This is a genomic window from Bradyrhizobium sp. Mp27 (assembly GCF_029953005.1).
GTDB classification, from domain to species: Bacteria; Pseudomonadota; Alphaproteobacteria; order Rhizobiales; family Xanthobacteraceae; genus Bradyrhizobium; species Bradyrhizobium barranii.
The window spans coordinates 1-26,176 of the sequence record NZ_JASAUS010000025.1 but is presented as its reverse complement, the minus strand read 5'-3'; the positions used below and the strand labels follow the sequence as shown (position 1 = coordinate 26,176).

The window sequence follows — 26,176 nt, the reverse complement described above, 5'->3', positions numbered from 1 at the left end:
TTGTGCGTGAGAGCGGGGTCACATTTTACGCTCGTCGTCCCGGGGCATCGCGAAGCGATGAGCCCGGGACCCATATCCGCAGGGAGGAGTTGTTGCGCGAAAGCGGTCACTCCGAGTCCCGCTAACCACATCTGCCTGTGGTTATGGGTCCCGGGCTCGCGCTTCGCGCGCCCCGGGCGACGTCGGAGAGAGGTTGGCCTCAAGCCTTTCCTCACGCCTTGCCGTCGATCTCCGCGAACACCTCGCGCGCGATGCGAAAGCTGTCGACGGCGGCCGGCATGCCGCCATAGATCGCGACCTGCATCAGGATCTCGCGGATCTCGTCGCGGGAGACGCCGTTGGTCAGCGCGCCCTTGAGATGCGCGCGAAACTCGTGCTGGCGGTTGAGGATCGCGATCATGGCGATGTTGAGCATGCTGCGGGTCTTGCGCGGCAGTTCCTCGCGGCCCCACACGGTGCCCCAGCAATATTCGTTGAGCATCTCCTGGAACGGACGGTTGAAATCGTCGACGTTCTTCAGGGCATTGTTGACATAGGCCTCGCCCAGCACCGCTTTGCGGACTTCCAGGCCCTTGTCGTGCATCTTCTTGTCCATGGCGTTTCCTCTATTTCCCTTGCGTTTCCCCGGGAATGGCGCGCGGAAATTACGGGGTTGCGCCCGGCCAGTCACGTCCTCGTGTTATGCGGGAAAAGGGGTCTCTCCCGTACGGGAACGGATGCCTCAGTGCTGCCGTTGTGATACGCTTTTGTCCCGGGCAACCTGGAGAGTTGATTGAACGGCGTCACCCCCGACCCGTCAGACCCGATCCGCGATGGCGACGCTCTGTCGCGGCTGAAGCTGGCGCAGGCCCTCGATCGGGCCATTTATGCCATCGCGTGGGAACGTGCCTGGCCACATCTGGCGCGGGTGCTGACTGTTGTCGGCCTGTTCCTGGTGGTGTCGTGGGCCGGCCTCTGGCTGGTGCTGCCGTCCATCATCCGTGCCATCGGTCTCGTGGCTTTTGCCGGCATCGCAATCGCCGCTCTGGTCCCGCTGATTCGTTTCCGCTGGCCGGGCCGCGACGAGGCTCTGAGCCGGCTCGACCGTGGCTCCGGTATTCGTCACCGCCCGGCGACGACGCTGACGGACACGCTGAGCTCGAAAGACCCGGTCGCGCTGGCGCTGTGGCAGGCGCAGCGCGAGCGCACGCTGGCTTCGCTCAAGCGCATCCGCGCCGGCTTGCCGCATCCGCGCCTCGCCCTGCACGATCCCTGGGCGCTGCGCGCGCTGGTCATGGTGATGCTGGTCGCGACCTTCTTCGCCGCCGGCGACGAGCGCGCGATGCGGTTAGGTGCCGCGTTCGACTGGAACGGCGTGCTGGCGCCCACCAACGTCCGCGTCGATGCCTGGATCACCCCGCCGCTCTACACCGGCAAGCCGCCGGTCATTCTGTCGGCCGCCAACAAGGAGGCGGCAGCGCTGCCTGCCAGCGGCCCGCTCGCAGTTCCGGCCGGCTCGACCCTGATCGTGCGCTCCTCCGGTAGCAACCTCGATGTCGTCACCGCCGGCGGCCTCAAGGAGGTCGCGCCCACCGAGGCCGCGCCGAAGGGCACCAACGAGAAGCATTTTACCATCACCGGCGATGGCACCGCACATGTCCGCGCGCCCTCCGGCCAGCCGCAATGGGCCTTCGCGGCGACGCCGGACCGCCCGCCGACGATCGCCCTCGCCAAGGATCCCGAGCGTCAGGCCTACGGCGCGTTGCAGCTCTCCTACAAGATCGAGGACGATTACGGCGTCACCGGCGCCGCCGCGCAATTCGTTCCGCGCGCAACCGAAGACAAGGACGGAACCAAGGACGCGGACGGCAAGGCCGCGCGGCCGCTGTTCCAGCCACCGCAATTCGCGCTGACCCTGCCCAATGCGCGGACCCGCAACGGCGTCGGGCAGACCGTGAAGGACCTTAGCGAGGATCCTTATTCCGGCGCGGACGTGACGCTGACGCTCACCGCCAAGGACGAGGCCGGCAACGAGGCGAAGAGCGAGCCCTTCAACATGCGCTTGCCGGGCCGGCTGTTCACCAAGCCGCTCGCCCGCGCGCTGATCGAGCAGCGCCGCGTCCTGGCGCTCGACGCCAACAAGAATTCCGACGTCTATACCGCGCTCGACGCACTGATGATCGCGCCCGAGATGTTCACGCCCGAAGCCGGGCAGTATCTCGGCCTGCACAGCGTCGCACGCCAGCTCGAGGCGGCGCGCACCGACGACTCGCTGCGTGAGGTCGTGGCGAGCCTGTGGGCGCTCGCGGTGACGATCGAGGACGGCAACATCAGCGACGTCGCCAAGGCGCTACGCGCGGCGCAGGACGCGCTCAAGCAGGCGCTTCAGCGCGGCGCCAGCGACGAAGAGCTCAAGAAGCTCATGGACAATCTGCGGACCGCGCTGGACAATTACATGCGCCAGTACGCGCAGCAGATGCGCAGCAATCCGCTGGCACGGCCGGCCATCGGCCTCGACGACCAGATGAAGCGCATCGAGCGGCTGATCCAGCGCGGCAACCGTGAAGCGGCGGCGCGCGAGCTGGACCGTCTGGCCCGCGCGCTGGAAAATCCTCCGGGGCCGCCCAGCGCCGAGCAGAAAGAGATGGACGAGATCGCGCGCGAGCTGAACGATCTGCTCCGCGAACAGAACGCGCTTCGCGACGAGACCGACCGGCAGAGCAAGGACTCCAAGCGCGGCCAACGTACCAAGCCTCTGCCGCCCAAGGTCGCGGAGATCCTGCGTAAATCGAGAGAGCTGCGGCAAAAGACGCGCGGCGCGACCAGCGATCAGCTGGAGGACCTGGCAAGGCAGCAGGACGCCTTGCGCGAAGAGCTCAGGACCTGGCGTGAATCCCAGGGAGCGAGATAGCTCATGAAACACACTTCAATCTGGCAGAGCGGCAAGCTCGCGCGCGGAGGCCTCGCCACGGCTTGTCTCGTGCTGATGCTGTCCTGTTCCACGGCTTCGATTAGCCTCGCCCAGTCGTCGCGCGCCGACCAGAAGAGTCTGGATGCACTGCTGGACAGCGCCGAGCGGTCGATGAAGCAATCCGCCGACAGCCTGAAGGACAAGAATTCGGACGAGAGCATCGGCCAGCAGTCCCGGGCGATCCGGGACATGGAGAAATATCTCTATCCCGACCCGAACGATCCCTCGGCGTCGCGCGAAGGGTCGCAGGATACGCAGGGCCGGCAGGAACAATTGAAGAAGCGGCTGGAGGCCCTCAAGAAGAAGCTCGCCGAGATGGGCTTGCAGCAGGATGGCCAGAAAGGCCAGCGCGGGCAGAAGCAGCCGGGGCAGCAGGGCCAACAAGGTCAGCAGGGCCAAGGTCAGGGTCAGGACGGCGACCAGGATGGCGATGACGGCTTCGACGCCGCCGAGAACGCCATGGGAGACGCCGGCAATCAGATTGGCGAAGGCGATGCCGACGGTGCGACGGCATCGCAGGGCAAGGCCATCGACGCCCTGCGCAAGGGCATGCAGGATCTCGCCGACGCGCTCGGCGGGCAGCAGAACGGCGAAGGCCAGGATCCGGGCGACGGTGACGGCCCCGGTCAGGCTGTCGGCCGCCAGCAGAGCGGCGGCGAACGGACCGATCCGCTGGGCCGGCCACTGCGCGGCAAGGAATATAGCGACGACTACACGGTCAAGATTCCCGGCGAGATCGATGCCCAGCGCGCGCGCCGCATCCTCGAAGAGCTCCGCCGCCGCCTGAGCGATCCCGCGCGTCCGCAGATCGAGCTCGATTACCTCGAGCGTCTGCTGAAGGATTTTTGACGTCACACTCGGTGTCATCGCTCGCGCAGGCGGGCGATCCAGTATTCCAGAGACGGTTGTGATTGAACCGAGAGACCGCGGCGTACTGGCTGCCCCGGTCAAGGCCGGGGCCTGACAGCGGAATATGCCGCGCCGCTACGCTTTCTTCGCTGCCAGCGCGTCGGCAACCGCCGTACGGATGTCGGCGACCGAGAACGGCTTGGTCACGACGTCATGCACCAGCGCATTCAAATTCGAGGCGCGCTCGCGCTGGTCGGCAAAGCCGGTCATCAGCAAAATGGTCAGGTCGGGGAAATCGCGCGCGGCCGAGAGCGCCAGCGCAATGCCGTCCATCACCGGCATCTGGATGTCGGTGAGCAGGAGATCGAACGCGCCGTTCTCGCGGGTCAGGATTTCCAGCGCCTCGGCGCCGTCCTGCGCGGTGACGGTCTCGTGGCCGTCCATGGCGATGGCGCGCGCCACCAGCTGGCGCATCGAATCCTCGTCGTCGGCGATCAGGATTTTCGGCATGAGACCAACCTTGGGACGAACCTCGCGGCCAACCTTCCTCGCGGGATCTGCGAAATCGATTATACGCTGCCGCCGGCAATGTCGCGGCGGTTGAAGAAGCGAACGTCGATATTGCGGCCCTCCGGCGGCGGCGAGGCCAGGCGCGAGCGGAAGAAGGCGCGCTCACCCGGCTGCAGCACGGTCTGCTCCAGCACGGTGTTCCAGGCGTAGATTTCCGCTCCCTGCGCGTCGCGCACCGCAAAGCGCAGCCGCGGGATATCGAGCGGCTTCTTGCTTTGACCCACGATCACACCCTCGATCACCAGCACCTGCTTACCGTCCACGGTCTCGCTGGAGAGCTTGACGTCCTTGAACGCCAGCCCGCGCAAATTAACTTCGAGTCCGACCATCTTGTAGAACGCCGCCGTCTGCGGCAGCAGCCGGACCATGTCGCCGCGCCAGATGACCAGCGCCAGCACCAGCGCGCCCATGGCGGCGCAGGCGGTCGGCAGGCCGAAATGGGATTTTCGCGGAGCCTCGGTGGGGGCTTGACGCCTCACCCGCGCCCCGCGGCGGCTGAACAGGCCGCGGAACCAGGACTGGTGCTGCGCGCCGGCGACGTCATCCTCGGCGGCGCGGGCCGCCGCTGACCATTCGTCCTCGGTCTCCTGGGTGTCCTCGGCCGGCCAGTCGCTGGCGATCGAGGGGCTGTCGACGACCGGCGTGTCGGCGGCGCCGTCGTCCCTGGCGTAGGAGTTCCACTGCTCGGCAAGGTCGGACTGGTCGTCGGCCTGGCTGGCCGCCGCCATGGCCGGGACGGACGCCCCCTCGATGGCATCCTCGGCATAGGCGACCCAGGTCTCCTTGCAGCGGGAGCAGCGGACCGTTCGTCCGTTCGCCCCCAGGCTCGCGGGCTTGATGGCGTAGGATGTCGTACAATGGGGGCAGACGATATGCATGGACACGAGCCTTGATGCACGGACTGGTCTTGACGATGCTCCGGTCGCAGAGAACCGGGCATCCTAGATGCTACAGAGCGACCGTTAACGAACCGGAAACCATAACGGCCGCAAAACCCGTTGATCGCGTGTGGCGGAGCGCAGCAGCGCGGCCCGCGCCCCCTCTCGAACGGAGCTGAGCTTGGTTCGGTTCGAAAATGTCGGATTGCGTTACGGACTGGGGCCGGAGATTCTGCGCGACCTCAGTTTCGAAATTCCGGCGCATTCCTTCCAGTTTCTCACCGGTCCATCCGGCGCCGGCAAGACCTCGCTGCTGCGTCTGTTGTTCCTGTCGCACCGGCCGACGCGCGGCCTTGTCAACCTGTTCGGCCACGACATCTCGCAGCTCGGCAAGGACGAGATCGCGGATTTTCGCAAGCGCATCGGCATCGTGCTCCAGGACTTCCGCCTGCTCGACCACATGACGACCTATGAGAACGTCGCCTTGCCGTTCCGCGTCATGGGCCGCAGCGAGTCGAGCTACCGCAAGGAGGTGATCGACCTGTTGCGCTGGGTCGGCCTTGGTGACCGCATGGACGCGCTGCCGCCGATCCTGTCCGGCGGCGAGAAGCAGCGCGCGGCGATCGCGCGCGCCGTGATCTCGCGGCCGCAACTCCTGCTCGCCGACGAGCCGACCGGCAGCGTCGATCCGACGCTCGGCCGCCGGCTGCTGCGGCTGTTCATCGAGCTCAACAAATCGGGCACCGCCGTCATCATCGCCACCCACGATATCGGCCTGATGGACCAGTACGAGGCGCGACGCTTCGTGCTGCACCAGGGGCGGCTGCACGTCTATGAGTAGGCCCGAAGACCGCGGCGTGCTGGTCGATCTCGGACAGGAGCGTCCGCAGCTTCCGCCCAAGGCGCGCAACATGTCGCCGATCGTGCCGCGCGCCTCGATCCACGGCCGCGCGCTGGTTGCCGTCGTCGCCATCATGACCTTCCTCGCTTCGATGACCACGGGCACGGTGCTGCTCGTCAGCGCCTCCGCCGCGGAATGGCAGTCGGACGTTGCAAGCGAAATCACCATCCAGGTCCGCCCGCAGACCGGCCGCGATCTCGATCGCGACACCGCGGCAGTGACGGAGGCCATCCGCGCGCAGGCCGGCATCATCGAGGTCAAGCCGTTCACCAAGGACGAGAGCGGCAAGCTGCTCGAGCCCTGGCTCGGCACCGGCCTGTCGATGGACGATTTGCCGGTGCCGCGCATGATCATCGCGCGCGTGCAGCCCGGCACGCCGCTCGATCTCGGCGCCTTGCGCGCGCGCGTGACCCAGGCCGCACCAAGCGCCAGCGTCGACGATCACCGCGCCTGGATCGAGCGGATGCGCTCGATGACCAACGCCACCGTGCTCGCCGGCATCGGCATCCTCGCCCTCGTCATCATCGCGACCATCATCTCGGTCTCGTTCGCGACCCGCGGCGCCATGGCGGCGAACCGCCCGATCGTCGAGGTCCTGCATTTCGTCGGCGCCGGCGACCGTTACATCGCGAACCGCTTCCTGCGTCACTTCCTCAGGCTGGGCCTGGAGGGCGGCGTGATCGGCGGCGGCGCCGCCATGCTGGTGTTCGGCTTCTCCGAGTCGATCGCCGGCTGGTTTTCCGGGACCCCCGTCGGCGACCAGTTCGCAGCTCTGCTCGGCACCTTCTCGCTGCGGCCGTCGGGCTACATCGTGCTCGCCGTGCAGGCGGTGCTGATCGGCGCCATCACCGCGGCTGCCTCGCGCCAGACGCTGTTCGCGACGCTGAATGACGTCGATTGAGCCCGATAAACCAGACTCCACTTCGCCTCAAAACGTCCTAAAATCATCCAGGGAAGGGATCACCGACATCATATGACCTCGCCGACCGACGATCGATCGCCGAAATTGCCGCGCGGCTGGCTGCGCGCGGCATTGGTATCGGCGATCGCGTTCGTCTTCGTCAGCGCGGCGGCGGGCTTCGTCGCCTTCCTGTCGCAATTGCGCGGCGCCGAGATCGCGCCGGACCGCAAGGCGGACGGCATCGTGGTCCTGACCGGCGGCTCCTCGCGGGTGTCGGATGCGATGGAGCTCCTGGCGGCCGGCTACGGCAAGCGGCTCCTGATCTCCGGCGTGCACCCGACCTCGACGGCGAGCGACATCTCCCGGACGCTGCCGGAGAACCAGTCCTTCATGCATTGCTGTGTCGATCTCGACCGCACCGCGGTTTCGACCCGCGGCAACGCGGCGGAAGCGCGGCGCTGGGCCGAGGGGCGCGGCTTCAGATCGCTGATCGTCGTCACCTCGAACTATCACATGCCGCGCGCGCTGGTGGAGTTCTCGCATGCGATGCCGGAGACCACGCTGATCCCGTTCGCGGTGGTCGGCGAAAAATGGCGTGAGGAGCCGTGGTGGACCTCGGCCTCCACCTTGCGGCTGCTCTTGTCCGAATACGTCAAGTACATCGCCGCCGAGATGAGGGTGCGGCTAGAGGATTTCGGGATTGACGTTTCGCCCGAGATGTCGGAGCAGCCTGCTGGCGTGGCGCCGAAGCGGCCCGCCACGGCACAGGCCAATTGATCGGACCATCGATGTTTTTGATTTTCCTGCGCTCGCTCCTGTTCAACGTGCTGTTCTACGCCGTGCTGGTGTGCCTCGCGATCGTGGCGCTGCCGACCTTCGCATTGCCGCCGCGCGCCATGCTGACGGTCGCGCAATGGTGGGCGAAGGCGACGCTGTTCCTGATGCGCGTGATCTGCAACATCAAGGTCGAATTCCGCGGGCAGGAGAAGATCCCGGCAGGGCCGCTGGTGATCGCGGCGAAGCATCAGTCGTTCTGGGAGACCTTCGTGCTGCCGGGCTTCTTCAACCGTCCGATCTTCATCCTCAAGCGTCAGCTCATGCAGATCCCGGTGTTCGGCCAGTTCCTGGTCAAGACCGGAATGATCGCGATCGACCGCAAGGCCGGCGTGAAGGCGCTGCTGGATATGACGCGGCGGGCGCGCGAGGCGGTGCGCGCGGGCGGGCAGCTCGTGATCTTTCCGGAAGGCACACGCCGGGCGCCCGGAGCTGCGCCCGATTACAAGACCGGTTTTGCGCAGATCTATTCGTCATGCGGCGTGCGGTGCCTGCCGATCGCGCTCAATTCCGGCCTGTTCTGGCCGCGCCGCACCTTCATGCGCTATCCCGGCACGCTGGTGGTCGAGTTCCTCGATCCGCTGCCGTCAGGCCTGCCGAAAGATGAGTTTCTCTCGCGCGTGCAAACCGCCATCGAAGACGCGACCGCTCGCCTCGTCGAAGCGGGCCGGAAAGAGCAGGAGCAGTTGATCGGCTCGTCCCCGAGCTACGCGCCGTCGCAGGGCTAGCGGTTCTCTCGATCTTCTGCGGGAGCCGGCGCGTGCAGGGAATGCGCATCACCATGCAGCATGGTCGCGAGCTGATGCAATTGCGTGTCGCGAAAACCTTCGGCCTCGATCGCTTTCACCGTTGCCGTCACGTAGTCGCGGTTGGCGCCGGACTGGCCGTGGCCCTGGACGACATGGCGATGCTGGTCGGCGAGCGAGAGCCGGCCGGCATATTGGACATGGCCGCGGTCGACGACATAGGCGAGCGCGGAGACGCGCTGTCGCGCATCGTTCTCAAGCCACACCGAGCGCATCACCTCGCGATAGACGGACGTGACCTGCTCGCGCGCCCGCAGATAGGCGACGACGTCGGCGCGGTCCTTCTCGGCGACGCGAAAAGCAATGCCGCGGCAGGCGCCGCCGCGGTCGAGCCCGAGCACCAGGCCCGGCTGCTCCGGCGTGCCGCGATGCACGAAGGAATAGACGCAGAGCGCGCGGTGCTCGCCGACCAGCCGCGCCGGGACGCGTTCCCTGAATTCGAAGCCCGGCCGCCACATCAGCGAGCCATAGCCGAACACCCAGAGGTCGCCCTTGGCTGTGGTGACGGAGGGGAGGGTGATTTCCGACATTTCGGGCACGGCTACCAGAACGACGCCCCCAAGCGAAGCGAATTCTCGGCCTTTCGGCGCGGCCGAACCCCGCTTACATTTGACAAAATCTGGGGTCAAAGGGTCGCCGCATGTCAGATATGACCGTTGCCACAGGCCGCCGCCCCCGTTGGGGCCTTTTCATCGCCCCCATTATCCTCCTGATCCTCGCCGTCGCGTGGAGCTGTTTCTGGTTCTATGCGGCCTCGCAGGCCGAAATCGCTGCAGACGCCTGGCGGGCGCAGGAGGCTAAGTCCGGCCGCATCTATGATTGCGCCAAGCGCTCGATCGCCGGCTTCCCGTTCCGCTTCGAGGTCCAGTGTTCCGGCGCCAGCGTCGCGCTGGTGTCGCAGAACGCCAGCAAGACGCCGTTCACGGCCAGGCTCGACAACATCCTGGTCGTCGCCCAGGTCTACGATCCCAAGCGCGTCATCGCCGAATTCTCCGCACCGGCGACGCTCACCGACGGCGTCACGCAAAACACCTTCGTGGTGAATTGGAGCAAGGGCCGCAGCAGCGTGGTCGGCCTGCCGGCGGTGCCGGATCGCGCCTCCATCGTGTTCGACGATCCCGTCATCAATCGTCTCGACGGCAGCGTGCAGGTGCCGCTCGCGCGCGCCAAGCAGGTCGAGCTGCACGGTCGTCTCGCGGACGGGTCGCCGTCGGATCATCCTGTGATCGAGACCGTGCTGCACGTCGCGCAGGGCAGCATCCAGGGCGTTCATCCCTTGCTCGCCGAGCCGTTCGAGGCGGACACGCGTGCGAAGATCACGGGCCTCTCCGACCTCACGCCAAAGCCGTGGCCGCAACGCTTCCGCGAGATCCAGGCCGCTGGCGGTCACATCGAGATCGTGCAGTCGCGCGTCCAGCAGGGCGAGATGATCGCGGTTGCGGCCGGCACGCTCGGCCTCTCGGCCAATGGCCGACTCGACGGCGAATTGCAGATGACGGTGACCGGCCTCGAACGCGTGATCCCGGCGCTTGGCATCGAGAAGATGCTGGAGGAGGGCGTGCCGCAGGCAACCCTCGACCGCGTTGCGCCGGGCGTGAAGTCGCAGGACCTCAACAATCTGTTCGGCGCACTCGACCGCGCCGTTCCCGGCCTCGGCAAGGTCATCAAGCAGAACGCCAATGCCGGCGTCGCGGCCGGCATCAATTCGATCGGCACCGAGAGCACGCTTGAAGGCAAGAAGGCGAGGAGCTTCCCGCTGAAGTTCGTCGACGGCGCTGTGCTGCTTGGCCCGGTCAAGGTCGGCCAGATCCCACCGCTGTATTAGGTGTCTCCCGTAGCCCGGATGGAGCGAAGCGCAATCCGGGGCGGGTCGCGCCGCTGAAAGAGATCCCGGATTACGCTTGCGCTCCATCCGGGCTACTTGAACGCTACGGCTTCTTGCCGAGCTGCGCATGCGGCCGGCCGAAATCGGGCGCTGCCGAATCCTGGCCGATCTCGACGATGCCGCGGCGGATGGCGCGCGTGCGCGTGAAGTGGTCGAACAGCGCCTCGCCGTCGCCGCGCCGGATCGCGCGGGTGAGCTTGGCGAGATCCTCGGTGAAGGTGCCGAGCATCTCCAGCACGGCTTCCTTGTTGGCGAGGAAGACGTCGCGCCACATCGTCGGATCGGACGCGGCGATGCGGGTGAAATCGCGGAAGCCGCCGGCCGAGAACTTGATCACCTCGGACTCCGTCACCTGCGCCAGCTCGTCGGCGGTGCCGACAATGGTGTAGGCGATCAGATGCGGTAGATGGCTGGTGATCGCGAGCACGAGATCATGATGATCCGGCGTCATGATCTCGACCTTGGCGCCCATCGCCGCCCAGAACGCGCGCAGGCGATCTGTGGCCGCCGCATCGACGCCTTCCGGCGGCGTCAGGATGCACCAGCGGTTGATGAAGAGCTCGGCGAAACCGGAATCGGGACCCGAATGCTCGGTGCCCGCGACGGGATGCGCCGGCACGAAATGAATGGTCTTCGGCAGATGCGGCGCCATGTCCCTGACGATCGCGCCCTTGACCGAGCCGACGTCGGAGACGATCGCGCCCGGCTTGAGATGCGCAGCGATCTCCTGCGCCACCGGCCCGCAGGCACCGACGGGAATGCAGAGGATGACGAGATCGGCATCCTCCACCGCTTCCGCATTGGTCGCCACGACCTGGTCGACGATGCCGAGCTCCATCACCCGCGCGCGCGTCTTCTCCGAGCGCGCGGTGGTGACGATCTCGCCAGCCAAGCCCTGGAGCTTCGCAGCGCGCGCGACCGAGCCGCCGATCAGGCCGAAGCCGATCAGCGCAACGCGCTGGAAGTGCGGTGTGGTGCTCATTTGCCGGCCATGAAGTCGCGCAAGGCCTCGACGACGAGGCGGTTGGCCTCCTCGGTGCCGATGGTCATGCGCAGCGAATGCGGCAGGCGGTAGTTCTTCAGCGCGCGCAACACCAGCCCGCGCTTGGTAAGATACGCGTCGGCCTCGTCCGCGGTCTTGCCCGTTTCCGGGAAGTGGATCAGCACGAAATTGGCGACGCCGGGCGTCACCTTCAGACCGAGCTTGCCGATCTCCTCGGAGAGCCAGTTGCGCCAGGTCTCGGTGAACTGCTTCGACATCGCCTGGTGCGCGGTGTCCTCGATCGCGGCGACCGCGGCATACATCGCCGGCGTCGACACGTTGAAGGGACCGCGGATGCGGTTGACCGCGTCGATGATGTGCTCGGGACCGAACATCCAGCCGACGCGCAGCGCGGCGAGGCCGTGGATCTTGGAGAAGGTGTGCGTCACCACGGTGTTCTCGGTGGTGGCGACGAGTTCGATCCCCATCTCGTAGTCGTTGCGCGAGACGTAATCGGAATAGGCGGCATCGAGCACCAGCAGCACGTGCGACGGCAGGCCGGCGCGCAGCCGCTTGACCTCGTCGAACGGCACATAGGTGCCGGTCGGATTGTTTGGGTTGGCGAGCCAGACCAGCTTCGTCTTCGGCGTCACCGCCTTGAGGATGGCGTCGACATTGCAGGTGAGGTTGGTCTCCTGCGCGACCACGTTCTTGGCGCCGACCGCCATGGTCGCGATCGGGTAGACCAGGAAGCCGTGCGTGGTCGAGATCGCCTCGTCGCCGTGGCTGAGATAGGTGTGGGCGAGCAGATTGAGGATCTCGTCCGAGCCGGCGCCGCAGATGATGCGGTTGGGGTCGAGCCCGAAAGAACGGCCGATCGCTTCGCGCAGCACGCGCGAGGTTCCTTCCGGATAGTCTTCCAGATGCGCCGCCACGTTCTTGAACGCCTCGATCGCCTTGGGCGAGGGCCCGAACGGCGTCTCGTTGGCCGAGAGCTTGAACACCTTGCGGCCCGGCTCAGCCACCGGGCTCTTGCCGGGCGTGTAGGGCGCAATATCGAGAATGCCGGGATTCGGCACGGGGCGGGACATCTTCAACTCCGGAAGTAGCTTTAGGCGGTTCGCGATCTACGATTTCGACCCGGTCGGGGGCACCGTATAGCGCGTTGCGTGGCTGCCGACGAGGGCCGTGGAGCGCACCGAGGCCCCCGCTTCGATCAGGGCAGCCCTGATTTTGTCGATGCTGGTGGCGCTCGTGACCGAGACCAGCAGCGCCGCGCCGTCGAAGGCGGTATCGGGCACCGCCACGATCTCGGCGAGCGGCGACAGCGCCCGCGCGACCTCGGCGTTCCACCCTGATACGCGCACGCTGAAGGTCTCAACCTCAGTCACCAGGGCACTGTCGGCGACGCGGGAGATCGCGAACACGGGCAGCGCGGCCGGATGGTCCGCGCGCTCGACGAAGGGCATCCGCGCGATGATCTTGGGCGCCCCGGTTTCTTCCAGCGACAGCCACCACGGCGTGCGGCTCGAGGTTGCCGACACCAGCGCCAGATCGCCCTTGGATTTTGCCACCGCCTCGACCGCCGCCTGCGCACTGAAATGCGCGACGTAGGGCACGGTGAAGCCGAAATGGAATCGCGCTGAATCGCGCATAGCCGGTTCGCTCACCGAGATGTCGGCATGCACGGAGAACGGCGCCTGGACATAGGTGAAGGTCGAGATGATGACGCGCCAGATGCTCTCGACGGTGTCGAGCGGCAGGATGCCGCGATGGCGCTGCACGATCTCGCGCATCATGGCGGCCTCGCGCGCCGGGCGGAATGCCGAGCCGACCTCCTGGGTCTGCTTCACCTGGATCAGGCGGTCGATGATGTCGCCGCGCTGCATCAGGAGACGATGCATGCCCTCGTCGATCGCGTCGATCTCCTTGCGCAATTCCTGGAGCGATGGTGGCGCGGGCGGACGTTGGGACATATCTGCGAGATGCTGGTGAGAGGCGTTCCAATGCGGGTCGGCCAAGGTCAATCGGCAAGGCCGGATCCGCTGCGGTCGACGTCCTGATTAGGCAGTCGGCGCGGCGAAAGCAAAGAGAAATGCAAAGGGAAACCAGGCCTTTTGGGCCGGCCTTTCAGGGATGAATTTGGCTAATCCGGACCGTGACTTGACGAAAACCGCCCAAGACAGTAGCTTTTGCCCGTTCCGTGGTCATTTGAGCCGGCCGGCTTGCAGCCACGTTAAAAAACTCGCTAAACAGGCCGGGGACGCTTCCGATCCCGGCCGAACCTATCGTTCAGGCCGGGTTTTTCATGGCCTGATTCCAGCGGCAGCCTGACGGGTGCCGCAAACGAGGTCGATGATGGTTGGCGTGAAGCCCGTGCCGAGTCCCGCGATCAGTGCCGACGACCGGTCGCATGAGGCGGATCATCCGAATTCGCAGGTCGCGCAGTTCGGCGCCGAGCAGCAGCTGCGGCTCGATTGCGGCATCGATCTCACCCCGTTCCAGATCGCCTACCAGACCTATGGCGAGCTCAACGCCGATCGCTCCAACGCCGTGCTGATCTGCCATGCGCTGACCGGCGATCAGCATGTCGCCAACGTGCATCCCGTCACCGGCAAGTCGGGCTGGTGGGAGACGCTGGTCGGTCCCGGCCGACCTCTTGATCCCCAGCACTACTTCATCATCTGCGCCAACGTGATCGGCGGCTGCATGGGCTCGACCGGACCGGCCTCGATCAATCCCGCGACCGGCAAGGTGTGGGGCCTGGACTTCCCCGTCATCACCATTCCCGACATGGTGCGCGCGCAGGCGATGCTGATCGACCGGCTCGGCATCGACACGTTGTTCGCGGTGGTCGGCGGCTCGATGGGCGGCATGCAGGTGCTGCAATGGACCGCGGCCTATCCCAAGCGTGTGTACTCCGCGCTGGCGATTGCCTGCGCGACGCGGCACTCGGCGCAGAACATCGCTTTCCACGAGCTCGGCCGCCAGGCGGTGATGGCCGATCCCGACTGGCACAACGGCCGCTACACGGATCAGGGCATCCATCCGCATCGCGGACTTGCGGTGGCACGGATGGCCGCGCACATCACCTATCTTTCGGACGCCGCGCTGCATCGCAAGTTCGGTCGCCGCATGCAGGACCGCGAGCTGCCGACCTTCTCGTTCGACGCCGATTTCCAGGTCGAGAGCTATCTGCGCTACCAGGGCTCGTCCTTCGTCGAGCGGTTCGACGCCAACTCCTATCTCTATCTGACCCGTGCGATGGATTATTTCGACATCGCCGGCGACCACGGCGGCGTGCTGGCGAAGGCGTTCGCGGGCATCGAGACGCGCTTCTGCGTGGTCTCCTTCACCAGCGACTGGCTGTTCCCGACCTCGGAATCGCGCGCACTGGTGCATGCGCTTAACGCGTCGAGCGCGCGGGTGTCGTTCGCCGAGATCGAGACCGATCGCGGCCACGACGCCTTTCTGCTCGACGTGCCCGAATTCTTCGATATCGCCCGAGCCTTCCTGCAATCGGCAGGGAAGGCGCGCGGGCTCACCGCCAGGATTGACTGACAAGGACGGCTAGCGATGTCTGTGCAGGAAGTGCTGCCGCTGGGCGGCGTTGCGACGGAGCAGTCCGGCCAGTTTCGGGCCGATCATCTGCTGGTCGCCGAGATGGTCAAGCCCGGCTCGAAAGTGCTCGACGTCGGCTGCGGCGAGGGCGATCTGCTCCAGCTTCTGGAGACCCGCGGCATCGACGGGCGCGGCATCGAGCTGTCGCGCGAGGGCGTCAACCGCTGCGTCGCCAAGGGCCTCGCGGTGGTGCAGGGCGATGCCGACACCGACCTCGTCAACTATCCCGACGACGCCTTCGATTACGTCATCCTGTCGCAGACGCTGCAGGCGACGCGGCAGCCGCGGGTCGTGCTGGAGAATCTGCTGCGCATCGGCCGCCGCGCCATCGTGTCGTTCCCGAATTTCGGTTTCTGGAAGATGCGGCTCCAGCTCCTGGTCGGCGGCCACATGCCGCGCACCGAGAATCTGCCCGCGACCTGGTACGACACCGCCAACATCCATTTCTGCACCATCAAGGATTTCGTCGAGCTCTGCGACGCGATTGACGTCAAGATGGAGCGCGCCGAGGCGCTGGATCTCTACGGCCGTCCATTGCGGCTGCGCTTGCCGTGGTGGGTGTGGAACATGTTCGGCGAGCAGGGCGTGTTCTTGCTCACGCGCGGGCAGGGGAAGTAGCTGCCGTCATTCCGGGCCTGCGCCTGTCGGCGCATCCCGGAATGACAGCGGCTGGCAGTCTAATGCGCCGCCAGCGACCGCGGATCGCGCACCGGCCAGCGCCCGGCTTCCACCAGCGTCACGAACCGCTCCACGCTCTCGTTGAACAGCGCGGGTTCTTCGAGATTGAGCACGTGGCCTGATTTCGGAAACATCGCGAGGCCCGCCGCGGGCAGGTGCTTCTTCAGGAACAGGCTTGCCCCGACGCAGGGATCGTCCTCGTCGCCGCAGATGATCAGTGCGGGCGTTGCCACACCTCGAATGGCATCCGGCATCGTGTAAATCGATGGCCGGCCGCCCTGGAAGCCGCGCATCGTGTTCGCGGAGCCCTTGGCATCGTGGCGCGCCAGCGCGGCGTAGAAATCGGCGTGGCCGCGCGGGTCCTTCACAAGGAACGGAATCCGGCTCGGCGCCTCGCGCGTGACCTTTGCGACCTCGGCGGAGCCGAGCGTCTCGAACTGCTCGGCATTGGCGCGGCACTGCTTGCGCCAGTTGTCGAGATTCTCGATCTCCGATCCCGAGCCCACGCCGGCCAGCGTCATCGACAGCGCGCGCTGCGGCGCGTTCAACCCGATCTGGAGCGACGAATAGGCGCCCATCGATAGGCCGACGAGATGCGCGCGCTCGATCTTGAGATGATCGAGCACCGCGAGTGCGTCGGTGTAGAAGTGCTTGTAGCTGTAGACTTCGCCATCTGGTACGTCCGACGGCGTGTAGCCGCGCGCGGAATAGGTGATGCAGCGATGGCCGCGCGAGAAGTAGCGCATCTGCGGCTCCCAATTGGTGTAGTCGGCCGCGAACTCATGTAGAAAAATAATCGGCGTTCCCTGACCCGCTTCTTCGAAATAGATGCGGACGTCATCGCTGGTCGTGGCGTGGGGCATTAACTGTTTCCCTCTCTTCAAGCCGCCTTTGCAGGATTGCAGTTAACGTTGTTGTCCGCAATGCGGCAGCCTCAAACCAGCACCGGCACAAAATCATCGCAGCTATTCGCGGGCGTGGCGTCTTTTTCTCGCCACATCGGGCCGCTTAACGGCCAGCCGGATGCCGGCCTCGGCACGGGCCGGCTGGAGTGGGGGTGTCAACGAAGGATGAAGTATGTTGGAGTTGTTTGCGTCTCGCCTGTCGCGTTGTGCTGTCGCGCTGGCGATTTTCTTCGCGGCGGTTGCCGCGTTCGTTTCTCCGGCCTCAGCGCGGCCGCATCATCGTCATAGCGCAGAGCGGCACGCTTACGTGCACCACGCCAGACATCATCATGACCGTCATTATCGGCACCATGCCCGCAGCTCGCGCTTCGAGCGCGGCGCGGCGCAGTTGCAGGCGAGCGGCTTCGCCGACACCCAGGCGAGCTACAATCCGAATGCCAATGTCGGCGGCATGGCCAACAACGGCATGACCAACAGCGGAATGGCCAATAGCGGTGGCGGCTTCGGCGGCGGATCGGGACTCGTGTCCGAGGCGCGCCGTTATATCGGCGGCAATCCGACCGGGCGCGGCAGCCTGTGGTGCGCGCGCTTCATGAACATGGTGCTGCAGCACACCGGCCATCAGGGCACCGGCTCCGACATGGCGAGCTCGTTCGCGCGCTACGGCACGCGTGTCTCCGGTCCGCAGGTCGGTGCCATCGCGGTCATGTCGCGCGGTCGCCGGGGCGGCCATGTCGGCATCATCACCGGCGTGGACGCGCAGGGCAATCCGATCATGATTTCCGGCAACAACGGCAATCGTGTTCGCGAGGCGCCGGTCTCGCGCGGCCGGATCTATGCGTATGTGATGCCGAACTGAGGACGGAGCCGTAGGGTGGGCAAAGGCGCGCAAGCGCCGTGCCCACCAGCGGTGTGTCAACGTGCGAGAGCCGAAATGGTGGGCACGCTTTCGCTTTGCCCACCCTACGGCAGCGGCGACCCGCTCACACCAATCTCGGCGCTTCCACCGCGATCGCGTCACCGACGCCGATCTCGCCGTCGGCGATGACCTCGGCATAGATGCCGCAATCCATGTGACCGAGATTGCGCGAGAGCGTCGGCGGTATCTCGAGATCGCGCTGCGCGGACTTGGGATCGACGTTGACCGCCGGGCAGCGGACGATGCGCTTGACCACCTTGAGCCGGGCCTCGCCGATCGCCAGCGTCTCGCCGACGAGGTCGAGCTCGGACCAGGCGGGCCAGCCCTTCACGTAGAGATTGGCGCGGAAGCGCAGTGGATTGACTGCGGCGCCGCCGAGCATGGTCTCGATCGCCCGGACGCTGCCGAGATTGATGATCGACACGACCTTGCGGGCGACGTCGGAAAAGCTGTGGTCGCGGCCGGACAGAACTTTTGGCGGGCCCTTCAGCTCCGGCTGAAAATTCTCCGTGAAATAATCCTCGATCGCGGTGCGCCCGGCCGTGGTCTCCAGATCGCCGCTGGCGACGATCTGGCCGTCCTTGCGGATGGTCAGGCGGTTGGTCGCGTCCTCGAACCGGCTGTCGAGGGACGCCAGCCGCTCATTGCGCGCCAGCATCAGGAACTGGATTTTCGGCTTCCAGGCCGGCGCCTCCGGATCGAAGCCGCTCGGTCCGTTCTCGATGGCGTAGCGGCGGTCGGCGGGCAGGGTCTGGCCGATCCGCAAGGGGACCCGGGGCAGGGATTCCGGCGTCAGGCCCTTGATCGGGTAACGGTAAAGGCCGGTGATTTCGGCGGTCTGGCTGGCTGTCATGTCGCTACTTAAGGGATTCGACCTGCTGGCGCCAAGCAGGCGGACCCGTGCACGAAATTGTGAACACGCCTCTTCCGATCCGAGGCCAAGCTTCCCACATCTGGGTCAGGCCGGCGCCAGCGCCGGCTGATAACGATCGCTGCCGGTTGAGGAACGTCAACGCGTCCAGCGGAAACCCAATGAAGATGCCGTTTGGAGTGCCTTAGAGGGCTCCAGGGGCAGGCCGAGGGAAAGAAAAGACATGAACATCGACAAATATACCGAACGCTCCAGGGGCTTCGTCCAGTCAGCGCAATCGCTTGCGGTGCGCGAGGGGCATCAGCAGTTTTCGACCCTGCACGTCCTGAAAGTTCTGCTGGACGACAATGAGGGCCTCGCTGCGGGTCTGATCGACCGCGCCGGCGGCAATTCCCGCGCCATCCTGAAGGCGACCGAGGACGCCCTCAACAAGGTGCCGAAGGTCTCCGGCGGCGGCGCCGGCCAGATCTATCTGGCGCCCGAGCTCGCCCGCACTTTCGATGCCGCCGAAAAGGCCGGCGAGAAGGCCGGCGACAGCTTTGTCACCGTCGAGCGGCTGCTGCTCGGCCTTGCGCTGGAAAAAACCAGCGAGGCCGGCGCGATCCTGGCCAAGGGCGGCGTCACCCCGCAAAACCTCAACGCCGCGATCGAGGCGCTGCGCAAGGGCCGCACGGCGGACTCCGCGACCGCCGAGAACGCCTATGACGCGCTGAAGAAATATGCCCGCGACCTGACCCAGGCTGCGCGCGACGGCAAGCTCGACCCGGTCATCGGCCGCGACGAGGAGATCCGCCGCACCATCCAGGTGCTCTCGCGCCGGACCAAGAACAACCCCGTCCTGATCGGTGAGCCCGGCGTCGGCAAGACCGCCATCGCCGAGGGTCTCGCGCTGCGCATCGTCAACGGCGACGTGCCCGAGAGCCTCCAGGACAAGAAGCTGCTTTCGCTCGACCTCGGCGCGCTGATTGCGGGTGCAAAATACCGCGGCGAGTTCGAGGAGCGGCTGAAGGCGGTGCTCCAGGAAGTCACCGCGAGCGAGGGCAATTTCATCCTGTTCATCGACGAGATGCACACGCTGATCGGTGCCGGCAAGGGCGATGGCGCGATGGACGCATCCAACCTGCTCAAGCCCGCGCTCGCGCGCGGCGAGCTGCACTGCATCGGCGCTACCACGCTCGACGAGTACCGCAAGCACGTCGAGAAGGACGCGGCGCTGGCGCGGCGCTTCCAGCCGATCTTCGTGAGCGAGCCCTCCGTCGAGGACACCATCTCGATCCTCCGCGGCCTGAAAGACAAGTACGAGCAGCACCACGGCGTGCGGATCACCGATTCCGCGCTCGTGGCGGCGACGACGCTGTCCAACCGCTACATCACCGACCGCTTCCTGCCGGACAAGGCGATCGACCTCATGGACGAGGCGGCTGCGCGGCTGAAGATGCAGGTCGATTCCAAGCCGGAAGAGCTGGATTCGCTCGACCGCGAGATCATCCGGCTCAAGATCGAGCAGGAAGCTCTCAAGAAGGAGAGCGATCTCGGCTCCAAGACCCGTCTCGAGGGGCTTCAGAAGGAGCTCAGCGAGCTCGAAGAGAGATCCGCGGTCCTGACGTCGCGCTGGAGCGCGGAGAAGAACAAGCTCTCCAACGCCCAGAAGCTGAAGTCGGAGCTGGACGCGTTACGCGTCGATCTCGCCGACGCGCAGCGGCGCGGCGAATTCCAGAAGGCCGGCGAGCTGGCCTATGGCCGGATCCCGCAGCTCGAGAAGCAGCTGGCGGAGATCGAGGCGCGTGAGGGCTCCGGCGATATGATGGAGGAGGCGGTCACCGCCAACCACATCGCGCAGGTGGTCTCGCGCTGGACCGGCGTGCCTGTCGACAAGATGCTGGAAGGCGAGAAGGAGAAGCTCCTGAAGATGGAGGAGCAGCTCGGCAAGCGTGTCGTCGGCCAGGCCGAGGCCGTGCGTGCGGTCGCAACCGCCGTGCGCCGTTCGCGCGCGGGCCTGCAGGACCCGAACCGGCCGACCGGCTCGTTCATGTTCCTGGGGCCCACCGGCGTCGGCAAGACCGAGCTGACCAAGGCGCTGGCGGAGTACCTGTTCAACGACGAGACCGCGATGGTTCGCCTCGACATGTCCGAGTACATGGAGAAGCACTCGGTCTCGCGGCTGATCGGTGCGCCTCCGGGCTATGTCGGCTATGACGAGGGCGGCGCGCTCACCGAAGCGGTGCGGCGCCGGCCTTATCAGGTGGTGCTGTTCGACGAGATCGAGAAGGCGCATCCTGACGTCTTCAACGTCCTGTTGCAGGTGCTCGACGACGGCCGCCTGACCGATGGCCAGGGCCGCACCGTCGATTTCCGCAACACGCTGATCATCATGACCTCGAACCTCGGTTCGGAGTATTTGGTGAATCAACCGGAGGGCGAAGACACCTCAGCCGTGCGTGAGCAGGTGATGGGAATGGTGCGTGGGCATTTCCGGCCCGAGTTCCTGAACCGTGTCGACGAGATCATCCTGTTCCACCGCCTGCAGAGGAGCGAGATGGGGCGGATCGTCGAGATCCAGTTCGCCCGGCTGCAGAAGCTTCTGACCGATCGCAAGATCGTGCTGACGCTCGATGCGGCGGGCCGCGACTGGCTCGCTGCGAAGGGCTGGGATCCCGCCTACGGCGCAAGGCCGCTGAAGCGCGTGGTCCAGCGCTACCTCCAGGATCCGCTCGCCGAGATGATCCTGGCCGGCGACGTCAAGGACGGGGATACGGTCGCGATCTCGTCCGAAGGCAACGTGCTGACCTTCAACGGCAAGGCGCAGCAGACCGCGGAGATCGCCCAGTTCGAGGCGCCGCCGGCGTCGAAGCGGAAGCTGAACTGATCGTTGCACGCACTGCAAAACGAAAAATCGCCCCGGAGAGGCCAACTCTCCGGGGCGAATTGCTTTGACGAGGTTCGCTCTAGCTGACCGCGGATGTTGAGCCGGGTTCGGCTGGACCTTGCTCGTCGCTGTCCTCTTCGAGCTCCGACAGGATGTCGACAAGCTCGCGCACGCGTCCGTGCGCCAGCGGGCGCAAATCGTTGATCATGGGCTCGTCATTGGCGAGCCAGGCCTGGGCTTCGGCGAGTTCCTCGACCGTCGCGCCGGTTCCGATGATCTGGGCGATGGTGACTTCGTCGGCCCGATCCACTGTCTTGACGACATCGTCGCGTGAGAGGCGCCGCATGGGGATCCTCCTGTTGGTCGGCTTCCGTCAGCATTTAACCGGCAAACGCGTGTGCCGGTTCCACCGGGCTGGTTTCCTCCGCGCTACTTCCTGGTGACCTTGTAGATCGCGTTCTCGATATCAGAGGAGAAGGAGATGACGCCGGAGGCGCTGATGGCGACGCCGGTCGGGATGTTGCTGGGCAGGCCGCCGGGGGCGCCCGTCAGGCCGATCGGAAGATTGGCAGCGATCTCGGTGACCTTGCCGCTGTCCGGCGCGATCTCGATCAGTCGCCTGGCGCCCACTTCCGCCACGATCAGTCTGCCGTCGCTCCCGCGCGCGATGCCTTCGGGCATTTTCAACTCCTTGGCGAGCACGGTCTTTTCGCCGTTCGTCTCGATCTTGGAAACGACACCTGCGAAGGCTTCGGTGACGTAGACATCGCCGCTCGATCCGCCGACGAGCCCGACCGGACCTTCGAGGCCGCCAATCAGCGTGGTGCGGTCCTTGCCATGCTCGCCGCTGACGCGGACCAGCGATTTGGTGCCGAGCTCGGCCACCAGGATGCTGCCGTCCGCGAGCACGATTGCGTCATGCGGCGCCTTGAAATCGTGCAGCATGTCGCGGGTGGCGCCGGTCTTGGCGTCGATCACCTGCACCGTGCCCGTGAACCAGCTCGACAGGACCACGTCGTCGCCTTTCGCCGTTGCGCTCATCGGATATTCGAGCGTGGTGCCGTCGGCGTGCATCCGCGCCTTCTCCGTGACCTCGCCGGTCGCACCGTCCGCCGTACGATAGGCGAACACGTCGGCGACATGGATCGTATCCTTGCCGTTGTCCGAGGTGACGCCGATGCCGCCGGGCAAAGCGAGCTTGCCGATGATGATCTGCCGGGCCTGGCCGGTCGCGGGATCGACCTCCTGGATGCCGATGTCGGCCATGTTGGAGACGTAGATGCGGTCCTTGTCGTCGATCGCGAGATTGTCCAGCGACGGCTTCAGCTGCGTGACCATGGTCTTGGCGCCCGACTTGGGATCGACCCGAACGAGCTGGCCGAGCGCGGTGTCGACCACCCAGAGATTCCCCTTGGAATCGAAGTTCACCGCGGCCGGGACCTTGAAGCCGTCTGCGACGACGGTCAGCTCGGCGTTGTCGACGTCGACTTTTGCGACCTGCCCCTTGAACCAGAGCGGACCGTAGAGCTTGTCGTCGGGGCCGAACTCGAAGCCGTTGAGGCCGCCCATCAATCGCAGTGACGAAAGCTGCGCAGGCTAGCCTGTTCTTCATGGCGAGACCTCCCTTTTTTGGAAAGTATTCGCCCCTGATGCCGCTTTGGCAAACAAAACTTGACGTTGTGGCGCGGTGAAACGACGTCGCACCCAGATCATGTTTTCCAGAGATGTCCGGTCGATTTCGACCGGTTAAGGGATCAGCGGTTGGTGACCTGCAACGGGCCGCCGGTCGCGTCCGAAATGCGGGCGATGGCGCCGTTGCGGCCGCTCATCATGGCGTCGAGCCGGTCGCGTTCCTTCTCGAAGCCCGCGAGCACCGTGCCTTCCAGCGAACGGCCGCGCGGCAGTTTCACGCGCAGCGGATCGACGAAGCGGCCGTTGACCAGGATTTCGTAGTGGACGTGAGGGCCGGTCGACTGGCCGGTCGAACCGACGAAGCCGATCACCTGACCCTGCCGCACCTTCTTGCCGATCTCCATGCCCTTGGCGAAGGCCGACATGTGGCCGTAGGCGGTCTCGTAGCCGTTGGAGTGCTTGATGCGGATATATTTGCCGTAGCCGCCTTCGGGGCCGACCTTCTCGAGCACGCCGTTGCCGGAAGCGAAGATCGGCGTGCCGTAGGAGGTGGCCCAGTCGACGCCGGTGTGCATCTTCACATAGCCCAGGATCGGATGGCGGCGGCCGCCGAAGCCGGAGCGCATGATCGCGTTGTTGACGGGCTTCCTGACCAGGAATTTTTTCGCGCTCTTGCCGGTCTCGTCGTAGTAGTCGACGACGCCGTCGTCGGGGCTCTGGTAGCGGTAGTATTTCTTGGTCTCGCCGCCGACCGTGAGGGAGGCGAACAGCACGTCGTTCTTTTCGCTCGACGTCACGCCCTCGTCTTCGCCGGCATAGAACACGTCGAACGAGTCGCCCGGCTGCACCTTGCGCTGGAAATCGACGTCGTAGGAGTAGATCTTGATCATGTCCTCGATGACCGGCATCGGGACTTTGTTGCGCATCGCGGTCTCGTAGATGCTCTGGTAGAGCCTTACGCCGGTGCCGTCATCGTCGTCATCGTCGTCGCTGTTGGCGTTGGCCGCGGCATCGGCGACGGTGTTCATGCTGGAGACGTCGACCGCGACGTATTTGCCGAGATCGGACAGCGCCGCGATCGCCTCGACCATGGTGTCGTTTGCAACCACGACGCGATAGGGTTGGAGGCGGGCGCCGGGGCTTGCGGGCGCCATCAGGATGCGGAGTTTTTCGCCTTCCTTCAGGCCGCCATCGCGGCCGCGCGGGCCGAGCGTTACGGTGATCGCCTTGATCTCCTCGGCCGTCGCGCCAAGATCGCGCAGGACCGAGCCGACGCTGTCGCCCTTCTTGACCACGTGGACGCGCTCGCCGTTGGGATTGCCGCCGGTGATCTGCTCCTTGGTCTTCGGCAGCAGCGTGACGTTTTCCGGCACCACGCGCGTCTCGAAGCCGGCATAGGGATCGGACGGCGACGCTTCGGTGGCGTAGGCCATCTTCATGTCGGAGGGGCCGGTCGCGCCGGAGACGTCGGCGGTGGCATTGGTAAGCGAGGCGTAGCGCACCCCGCCATTGCCGCGCCAGTTGGCGGCGTCGCGCACCCGCATCAGGATGTCGTCGAGCGCCACCACAGCGGAAATCTTGGCCTTCGGCAGCACCGGCGACAGGTCCTTGGTGACGAAGGAGACTTCGGCATCGGGCTCGACGGCTTCGGGATTGTTCGGATCTTCCGCCGCGGTCTTCGGATCGGAGCCGACATCGGTGAGCAGGCGCTGGGCGTTGAACGGCGGGATTTTCGCCGACAGATCGCTCGTCGTCATCGACAGGTTGCCGGCGATCCGGACGAACGGGCGCACCCGCATCACGTCGCGGTTGCCGACGCGGGCGACGGTGGAGACGCGCATGATGTTGCGCGAGGCCGTGGATTCGTTCGGCGGCGGCAGGCGGTCGCTCTTGTGCAGCGTGGCGGCGCGATCGGCCGCGCCGAATGCGCCGCGCAGCGCGCCTTCGACGCGCTCAGGCACCTTGGCGAAGGTCATCTCACCGTCGAGAGAAGCGAAAACGGCGCCGCCGATCAGGGCTGCGCCGCAGAGTCCGGTCAGAATTGTCCCGCTGAACCATTGCACGGAAACGCGGCGGCGATCGATGACGGCGGCCTCGGAACCATCGACGGACAGCGGCGGCTCGTGGCCGAGATCGATGATCCCGGTCTCACGCCCGTAAGCGCCGCGCGACGTCCTGTGGTTCAAACCAAGTCCCCCAATCAACGACCCAAGATGCCTGCTTTCGAACCTCTCCTGGCCGCCCTCTTGAAGGGGGATCGCCGGAAAAGGCAAGCCGCACAGGCGCCCGCGCTCAGAAAGCCCTCGATGGGGCCGGCCGAAATTACGAACAGCTGGACGGGTAAAGGTCTCTCGATGTCTCTCGAATGTCGAAGGAAGGCCGCGTCATCTGCAAGATCGCCTTCCTCTGACCCCATGAAAATCGCCGGCAGCCCCCACTGGCATCCCGCGATTCAAGCTTGTCTGTATCAGAACGCCGCGGGATTGTGGCTCTAGTACGGCGCCTAATATGGAAAAAGTTTCCTGAACGGCCGGGCGCAAGAAGCCCGTCTGGCCGGCGCCGGGGGACTAGGTCTGGCCTGGGGTGGAGCTCGGTCCGGCCTGGGATGGGGCTCGTCTGCCGTGAACGAGGGCTGGGTCCGGCGCGGATGCGCCTCGGCCTGCCAGGGCCCGGGGGCGTCTGGAAGGACGCAGGGGGAGGGTGCCCGGGGAGGCGTCCAAAGCCCCCTCCGGAGCCCGCCGGCGGGCAAACTTTTTTTGAGATTTTTTGCGGTGCAGCTTCGATCCGGCCGCTGGCTGCCCTTCTAATTGACTGGAATCGCTAGATTTTCTTTCGATGCTCCACCGTGCGACGATTTGTTGACAATGGGCGTTGACAATCCCGGGCGGGGGGGGCTATAACCCGACCACTGAGCGCGGCGCCGCCGGGTCACTGACCAAGGCGAGCGAACGCGCCACTGATGCTCCTCACCTTGTTGAGTGACACAACAGTCGACGTAAGTCGATTGGAGTTCATTAATCGTCGGTAAGGGTGTCGGAACCCTTCCACTCTGGAAGGTTGGGGCCTCCTGGTCCCGGGCTGTTTGACAAGTGAAGATGAAGAAAGAGAAACGTGGACGGCGGAGTCCT

22 protein-coding genes, 1 pseudogene and 1 riboswitch are annotated in these 26,176 nt (G+C 65.7%); of the genes and pseudogenes, 11 read left to right on the top strand and 12 right to left on the bottom strand.

Going from position 1 to position 26,176, the window contains the following annotated elements:
- Positions 1-211: 211 nt before the first annotated feature.
- Positions 212-595 (bottom strand): carboxymuconolactone decarboxylase family protein, encoded by a 384-nt coding sequence (locus tag QJT78_RS15850; RefSeq protein ID WP_014491654.1) that lies wholly within the window; start codon positions 593-595, stop codon positions 212-214.
- 177 nt (positions 596-772) lie between these two features.
- Here QJT78_RS15850 and QJT78_RS15845 point away from each other — a divergent pair, with 177 nt between their 5' ends.
- Both QJT78_RS15845 and QJT78_RS15840 read left to right on the top strand, forming a co-directional pair.
- Positions 773-2,890 (top strand): TIGR02302 family protein, encoded by a 2,118-nt coding sequence (locus QJT78_RS15845; protein WP_028147296.1) that lies wholly within the window; start codon positions 773-775, stop codon positions 2,888-2,890.
- A gap of 3 nt (positions 2,891-2,893) precedes the next feature.
- Positions 2,894-3,799: a DUF4175 family protein gene (locus QJT78_RS15840; RefSeq protein WP_038942667.1), complete on the top strand. Its 906-nt coding sequence runs from the start codon at positions 2,894-2,896 to the stop codon at positions 3,797-3,799.
- Between the two features lie 135 nt (positions 3,800-3,934).
- On the opposite strand, the gene QJT78_RS15835 is transcribed toward QJT78_RS15840, so the two are convergent.
- On the bottom strand, positions 3,935-4,309 hold the full coding sequence (locus tag QJT78_RS15835; protein ID WP_028147294.1) for a response regulator: 375 nt from the start codon (positions 4,307-4,309) through the stop codon (positions 3,935-3,937).
- 59 nt (positions 4,310-4,368) lie between these two features.
- On the bottom strand, positions 4,369-5,247 hold the full coding sequence (locus QJT78_RS15830; protein WP_028147293.1) for an MJ0042-type zinc finger domain-containing protein: 879 nt from the start codon (positions 5,245-5,247) through the stop codon (positions 4,369-4,371).
- Between the two features lie 181 nt (positions 5,248-5,428).
- Here QJT78_RS15830 and ftsE point away from each other — a divergent pair, with 181 nt between their 5' ends.
- The 4 genes from ftsE to QJT78_RS15810 all read left to right on the top strand — a co-directional run bounded on the left by ftsE (position 5,429) and on the right by QJT78_RS15810 (position 8,611).
- A complete protein-coding gene (gene ftsE, locus QJT78_RS15825; RefSeq protein ID WP_028147292.1) occupies positions 5,429-6,088 on the top strand; it encodes a cell division ATP-binding protein FtsE in 660 nt (219 codons plus the stop codon).
- Positions 6,081-7,049 carry an ABC transporter permease gene (locus QJT78_RS15820; protein WP_028147291.1) on the top strand — a complete coding sequence of 323 codons (969 nt, stop codon included), beginning with the start codon at positions 6,081-6,083 and terminating at the stop codon, positions 7,047-7,049. Before ftsE ends, QJT78_RS15820 begins: the two co-directional genes overlap by 8 nt.
- A gap of 72 nt (positions 7,050-7,121) precedes the next feature.
- Positions 7,122-7,826 (top strand): YdcF family protein, encoded by a 705-nt coding sequence (locus tag QJT78_RS15815; RefSeq protein WP_028147290.1) that lies wholly within the window; start codon positions 7,122-7,124, stop codon positions 7,824-7,826.
- Positions 7,827-7,837: 11 nt separating this feature from the next.
- Complete coding sequence (locus QJT78_RS15810) at positions 7,838-8,611, top strand: lysophospholipid acyltransferase family protein (RefSeq protein WP_028147289.1); 774 nt, start codon at positions 7,838-7,840, stop codon at positions 8,609-8,611.
- Here the strand turns inward: QJT78_RS15810 and QJT78_RS15805 are convergent.
- Positions 8,608-9,219 (bottom strand): gamma-glutamylcyclotransferase, encoded by a 612-nt coding sequence (locus QJT78_RS15805; RefSeq protein ID WP_028147288.1) that lies wholly within the window; start codon positions 9,217-9,219, stop codon positions 8,608-8,610. The genes QJT78_RS15810 and QJT78_RS15805 overlap by 4 nt on opposite strands.
- Positions 9,220-9,329: 110 nt before the next feature.
- Here QJT78_RS15805 and QJT78_RS15800 point away from each other — a divergent pair, with 110 nt between their 5' ends.
- Positions 9,330-10,514, top strand: coding sequence for a DUF2125 domain-containing protein (locus tag QJT78_RS15800; protein WP_038942666.1), 1,185 nt, complete (start codon positions 9,330-9,332; stop codon positions 10,512-10,514).
- A gap of 103 nt (positions 10,515-10,617) precedes the next feature.
- Here QJT78_RS15800 and QJT78_RS15795 read toward each other — a convergent pair whose 3' ends face one another.
- The 3 genes from QJT78_RS15795 to QJT78_RS15785 are packed head-to-tail and all read right to left on the bottom strand — an operon-like array spanning position 10,618 to position 13,532.
- Positions 10,618-11,556 (bottom strand): prephenate/arogenate dehydrogenase family protein, encoded by a 939-nt coding sequence (locus tag QJT78_RS15795; RefSeq protein ID WP_038942665.1) that lies wholly within the window; start codon positions 11,554-11,556, stop codon positions 10,618-10,620.
- Positions 11,553-12,647: a histidinol-phosphate transaminase gene (hisC, locus tag QJT78_RS15790; protein ID WP_028147285.1), complete on the bottom strand. Its 1,095-nt coding sequence runs from the start codon at positions 12,645-12,647 to the stop codon at positions 11,553-11,555. Before hisC ends, QJT78_RS15795 begins: the two co-directional genes overlap by 4 nt.
- A gap of 36 nt (positions 12,648-12,683) precedes the next feature.
- Positions 12,684-13,532 (bottom strand): chorismate mutase, encoded by an 849-nt coding sequence (locus QJT78_RS15785; RefSeq protein WP_028147284.1) that lies wholly within the window; start codon positions 13,530-13,532, stop codon positions 12,684-12,686.
- A gap of 217 nt (positions 13,533-13,749) precedes the next feature.
- A riboswitch (SAM riboswitch) is annotated at positions 13,750-13,829 on the top strand.
- Positions 13,830-13,914: 85 nt separating this feature from the next.
- Here QJT78_RS15785 and QJT78_RS15780 point away from each other — a divergent pair.
- Both QJT78_RS15780 and metW read left to right on the top strand, forming a co-directional pair.
- The gene (locus QJT78_RS15780) at positions 13,915-15,117 is read left to right on the top strand and encodes a homoserine O-acetyltransferase (RefSeq protein WP_028147283.1); all 1,203 of its coding nucleotides are present in this window, start codon (positions 13,915-13,917) and stop codon (positions 15,115-15,117) included.
- A gap of 15 nt (positions 15,118-15,132) precedes the next feature.
- The gene (gene metW, locus QJT78_RS15775) at positions 15,133-15,795 is read left to right on the top strand and encodes a methionine biosynthesis protein MetW (protein ID WP_014491669.1); all 663 of its coding nucleotides are present in this window, start codon (positions 15,133-15,135) and stop codon (positions 15,793-15,795) included.
- Between the two features lie 59 nt (positions 15,796-15,854).
- On the opposite strand, the gene QJT78_RS15770 is transcribed toward metW, so the two are convergent.
- Complete coding sequence (locus QJT78_RS15770) at positions 15,855-16,718, bottom strand: alpha/beta hydrolase (RefSeq protein WP_028147282.1); 864 nt, start codon at positions 16,716-16,718, stop codon at positions 15,855-15,857.
- A gap of 214 nt (positions 16,719-16,932) precedes the next feature.
- Here QJT78_RS15770 and QJT78_RS15765 point away from each other — a divergent pair, with 214 nt between their 5' ends.
- Positions 16,933-17,619 carry a TIGR02594 family protein gene (locus QJT78_RS15765; protein ID WP_038942663.1) on the top strand — a complete coding sequence of 229 codons (687 nt, stop codon included), beginning with the start codon at positions 16,933-16,935 and terminating at the stop codon, positions 17,617-17,619.
- Between the two features lie 124 nt (positions 17,620-17,743).
- On the opposite strand, the gene QJT78_RS15760 is transcribed toward QJT78_RS15765, so the two are convergent.
- Positions 17,744-18,532 (bottom strand): MOSC domain-containing protein, encoded by a 789-nt coding sequence (locus tag QJT78_RS15760; RefSeq protein ID WP_028147280.1) that lies wholly within the window; start codon positions 18,530-18,532, stop codon positions 17,744-17,746.
- Positions 18,533-18,773: 241 nt separating this feature from the next.
- On the opposite strand from QJT78_RS15760, the gene clpB reads away from it, so the two are divergent.
- Positions 18,774-21,416 (top strand): ATP-dependent chaperone ClpB, encoded by a 2,643-nt coding sequence (clpB, locus tag QJT78_RS15755; RefSeq protein WP_038942662.1) that lies wholly within the window; start codon positions 18,774-18,776, stop codon positions 21,414-21,416.
- Between the two features lie 79 nt (positions 21,417-21,495).
- On the opposite strand, the gene QJT78_RS15750 is transcribed toward clpB, so the two are convergent.
- The 3 genes and pseudogenes from QJT78_RS15750 to QJT78_RS15740 form a co-directional block, all read right to left on the bottom strand.
- Positions 21,496-21,762, bottom strand: coding sequence for a hypothetical protein (locus QJT78_RS15750; RefSeq protein WP_014491677.1), 267 nt, complete (start codon positions 21,760-21,762; stop codon positions 21,496-21,498).
- A gap of 83 nt (positions 21,763-21,845) precedes the next feature.
- Positions 21,846-22,985, bottom strand: a pseudogene (locus tag QJT78_RS15745) (hypothetical protein); the annotation flags it as partial.
- Between the two features lie 185 nt (positions 22,986-23,170).
- Complete coding sequence (locus QJT78_RS15740) at positions 23,171-25,234, bottom strand: M23 family metallopeptidase (RefSeq protein WP_028147278.1); 2,064 nt, start codon at positions 25,232-25,234, stop codon at positions 23,171-23,173.
- Positions 25,235-26,176: the final 942 nt, after the last annotated feature.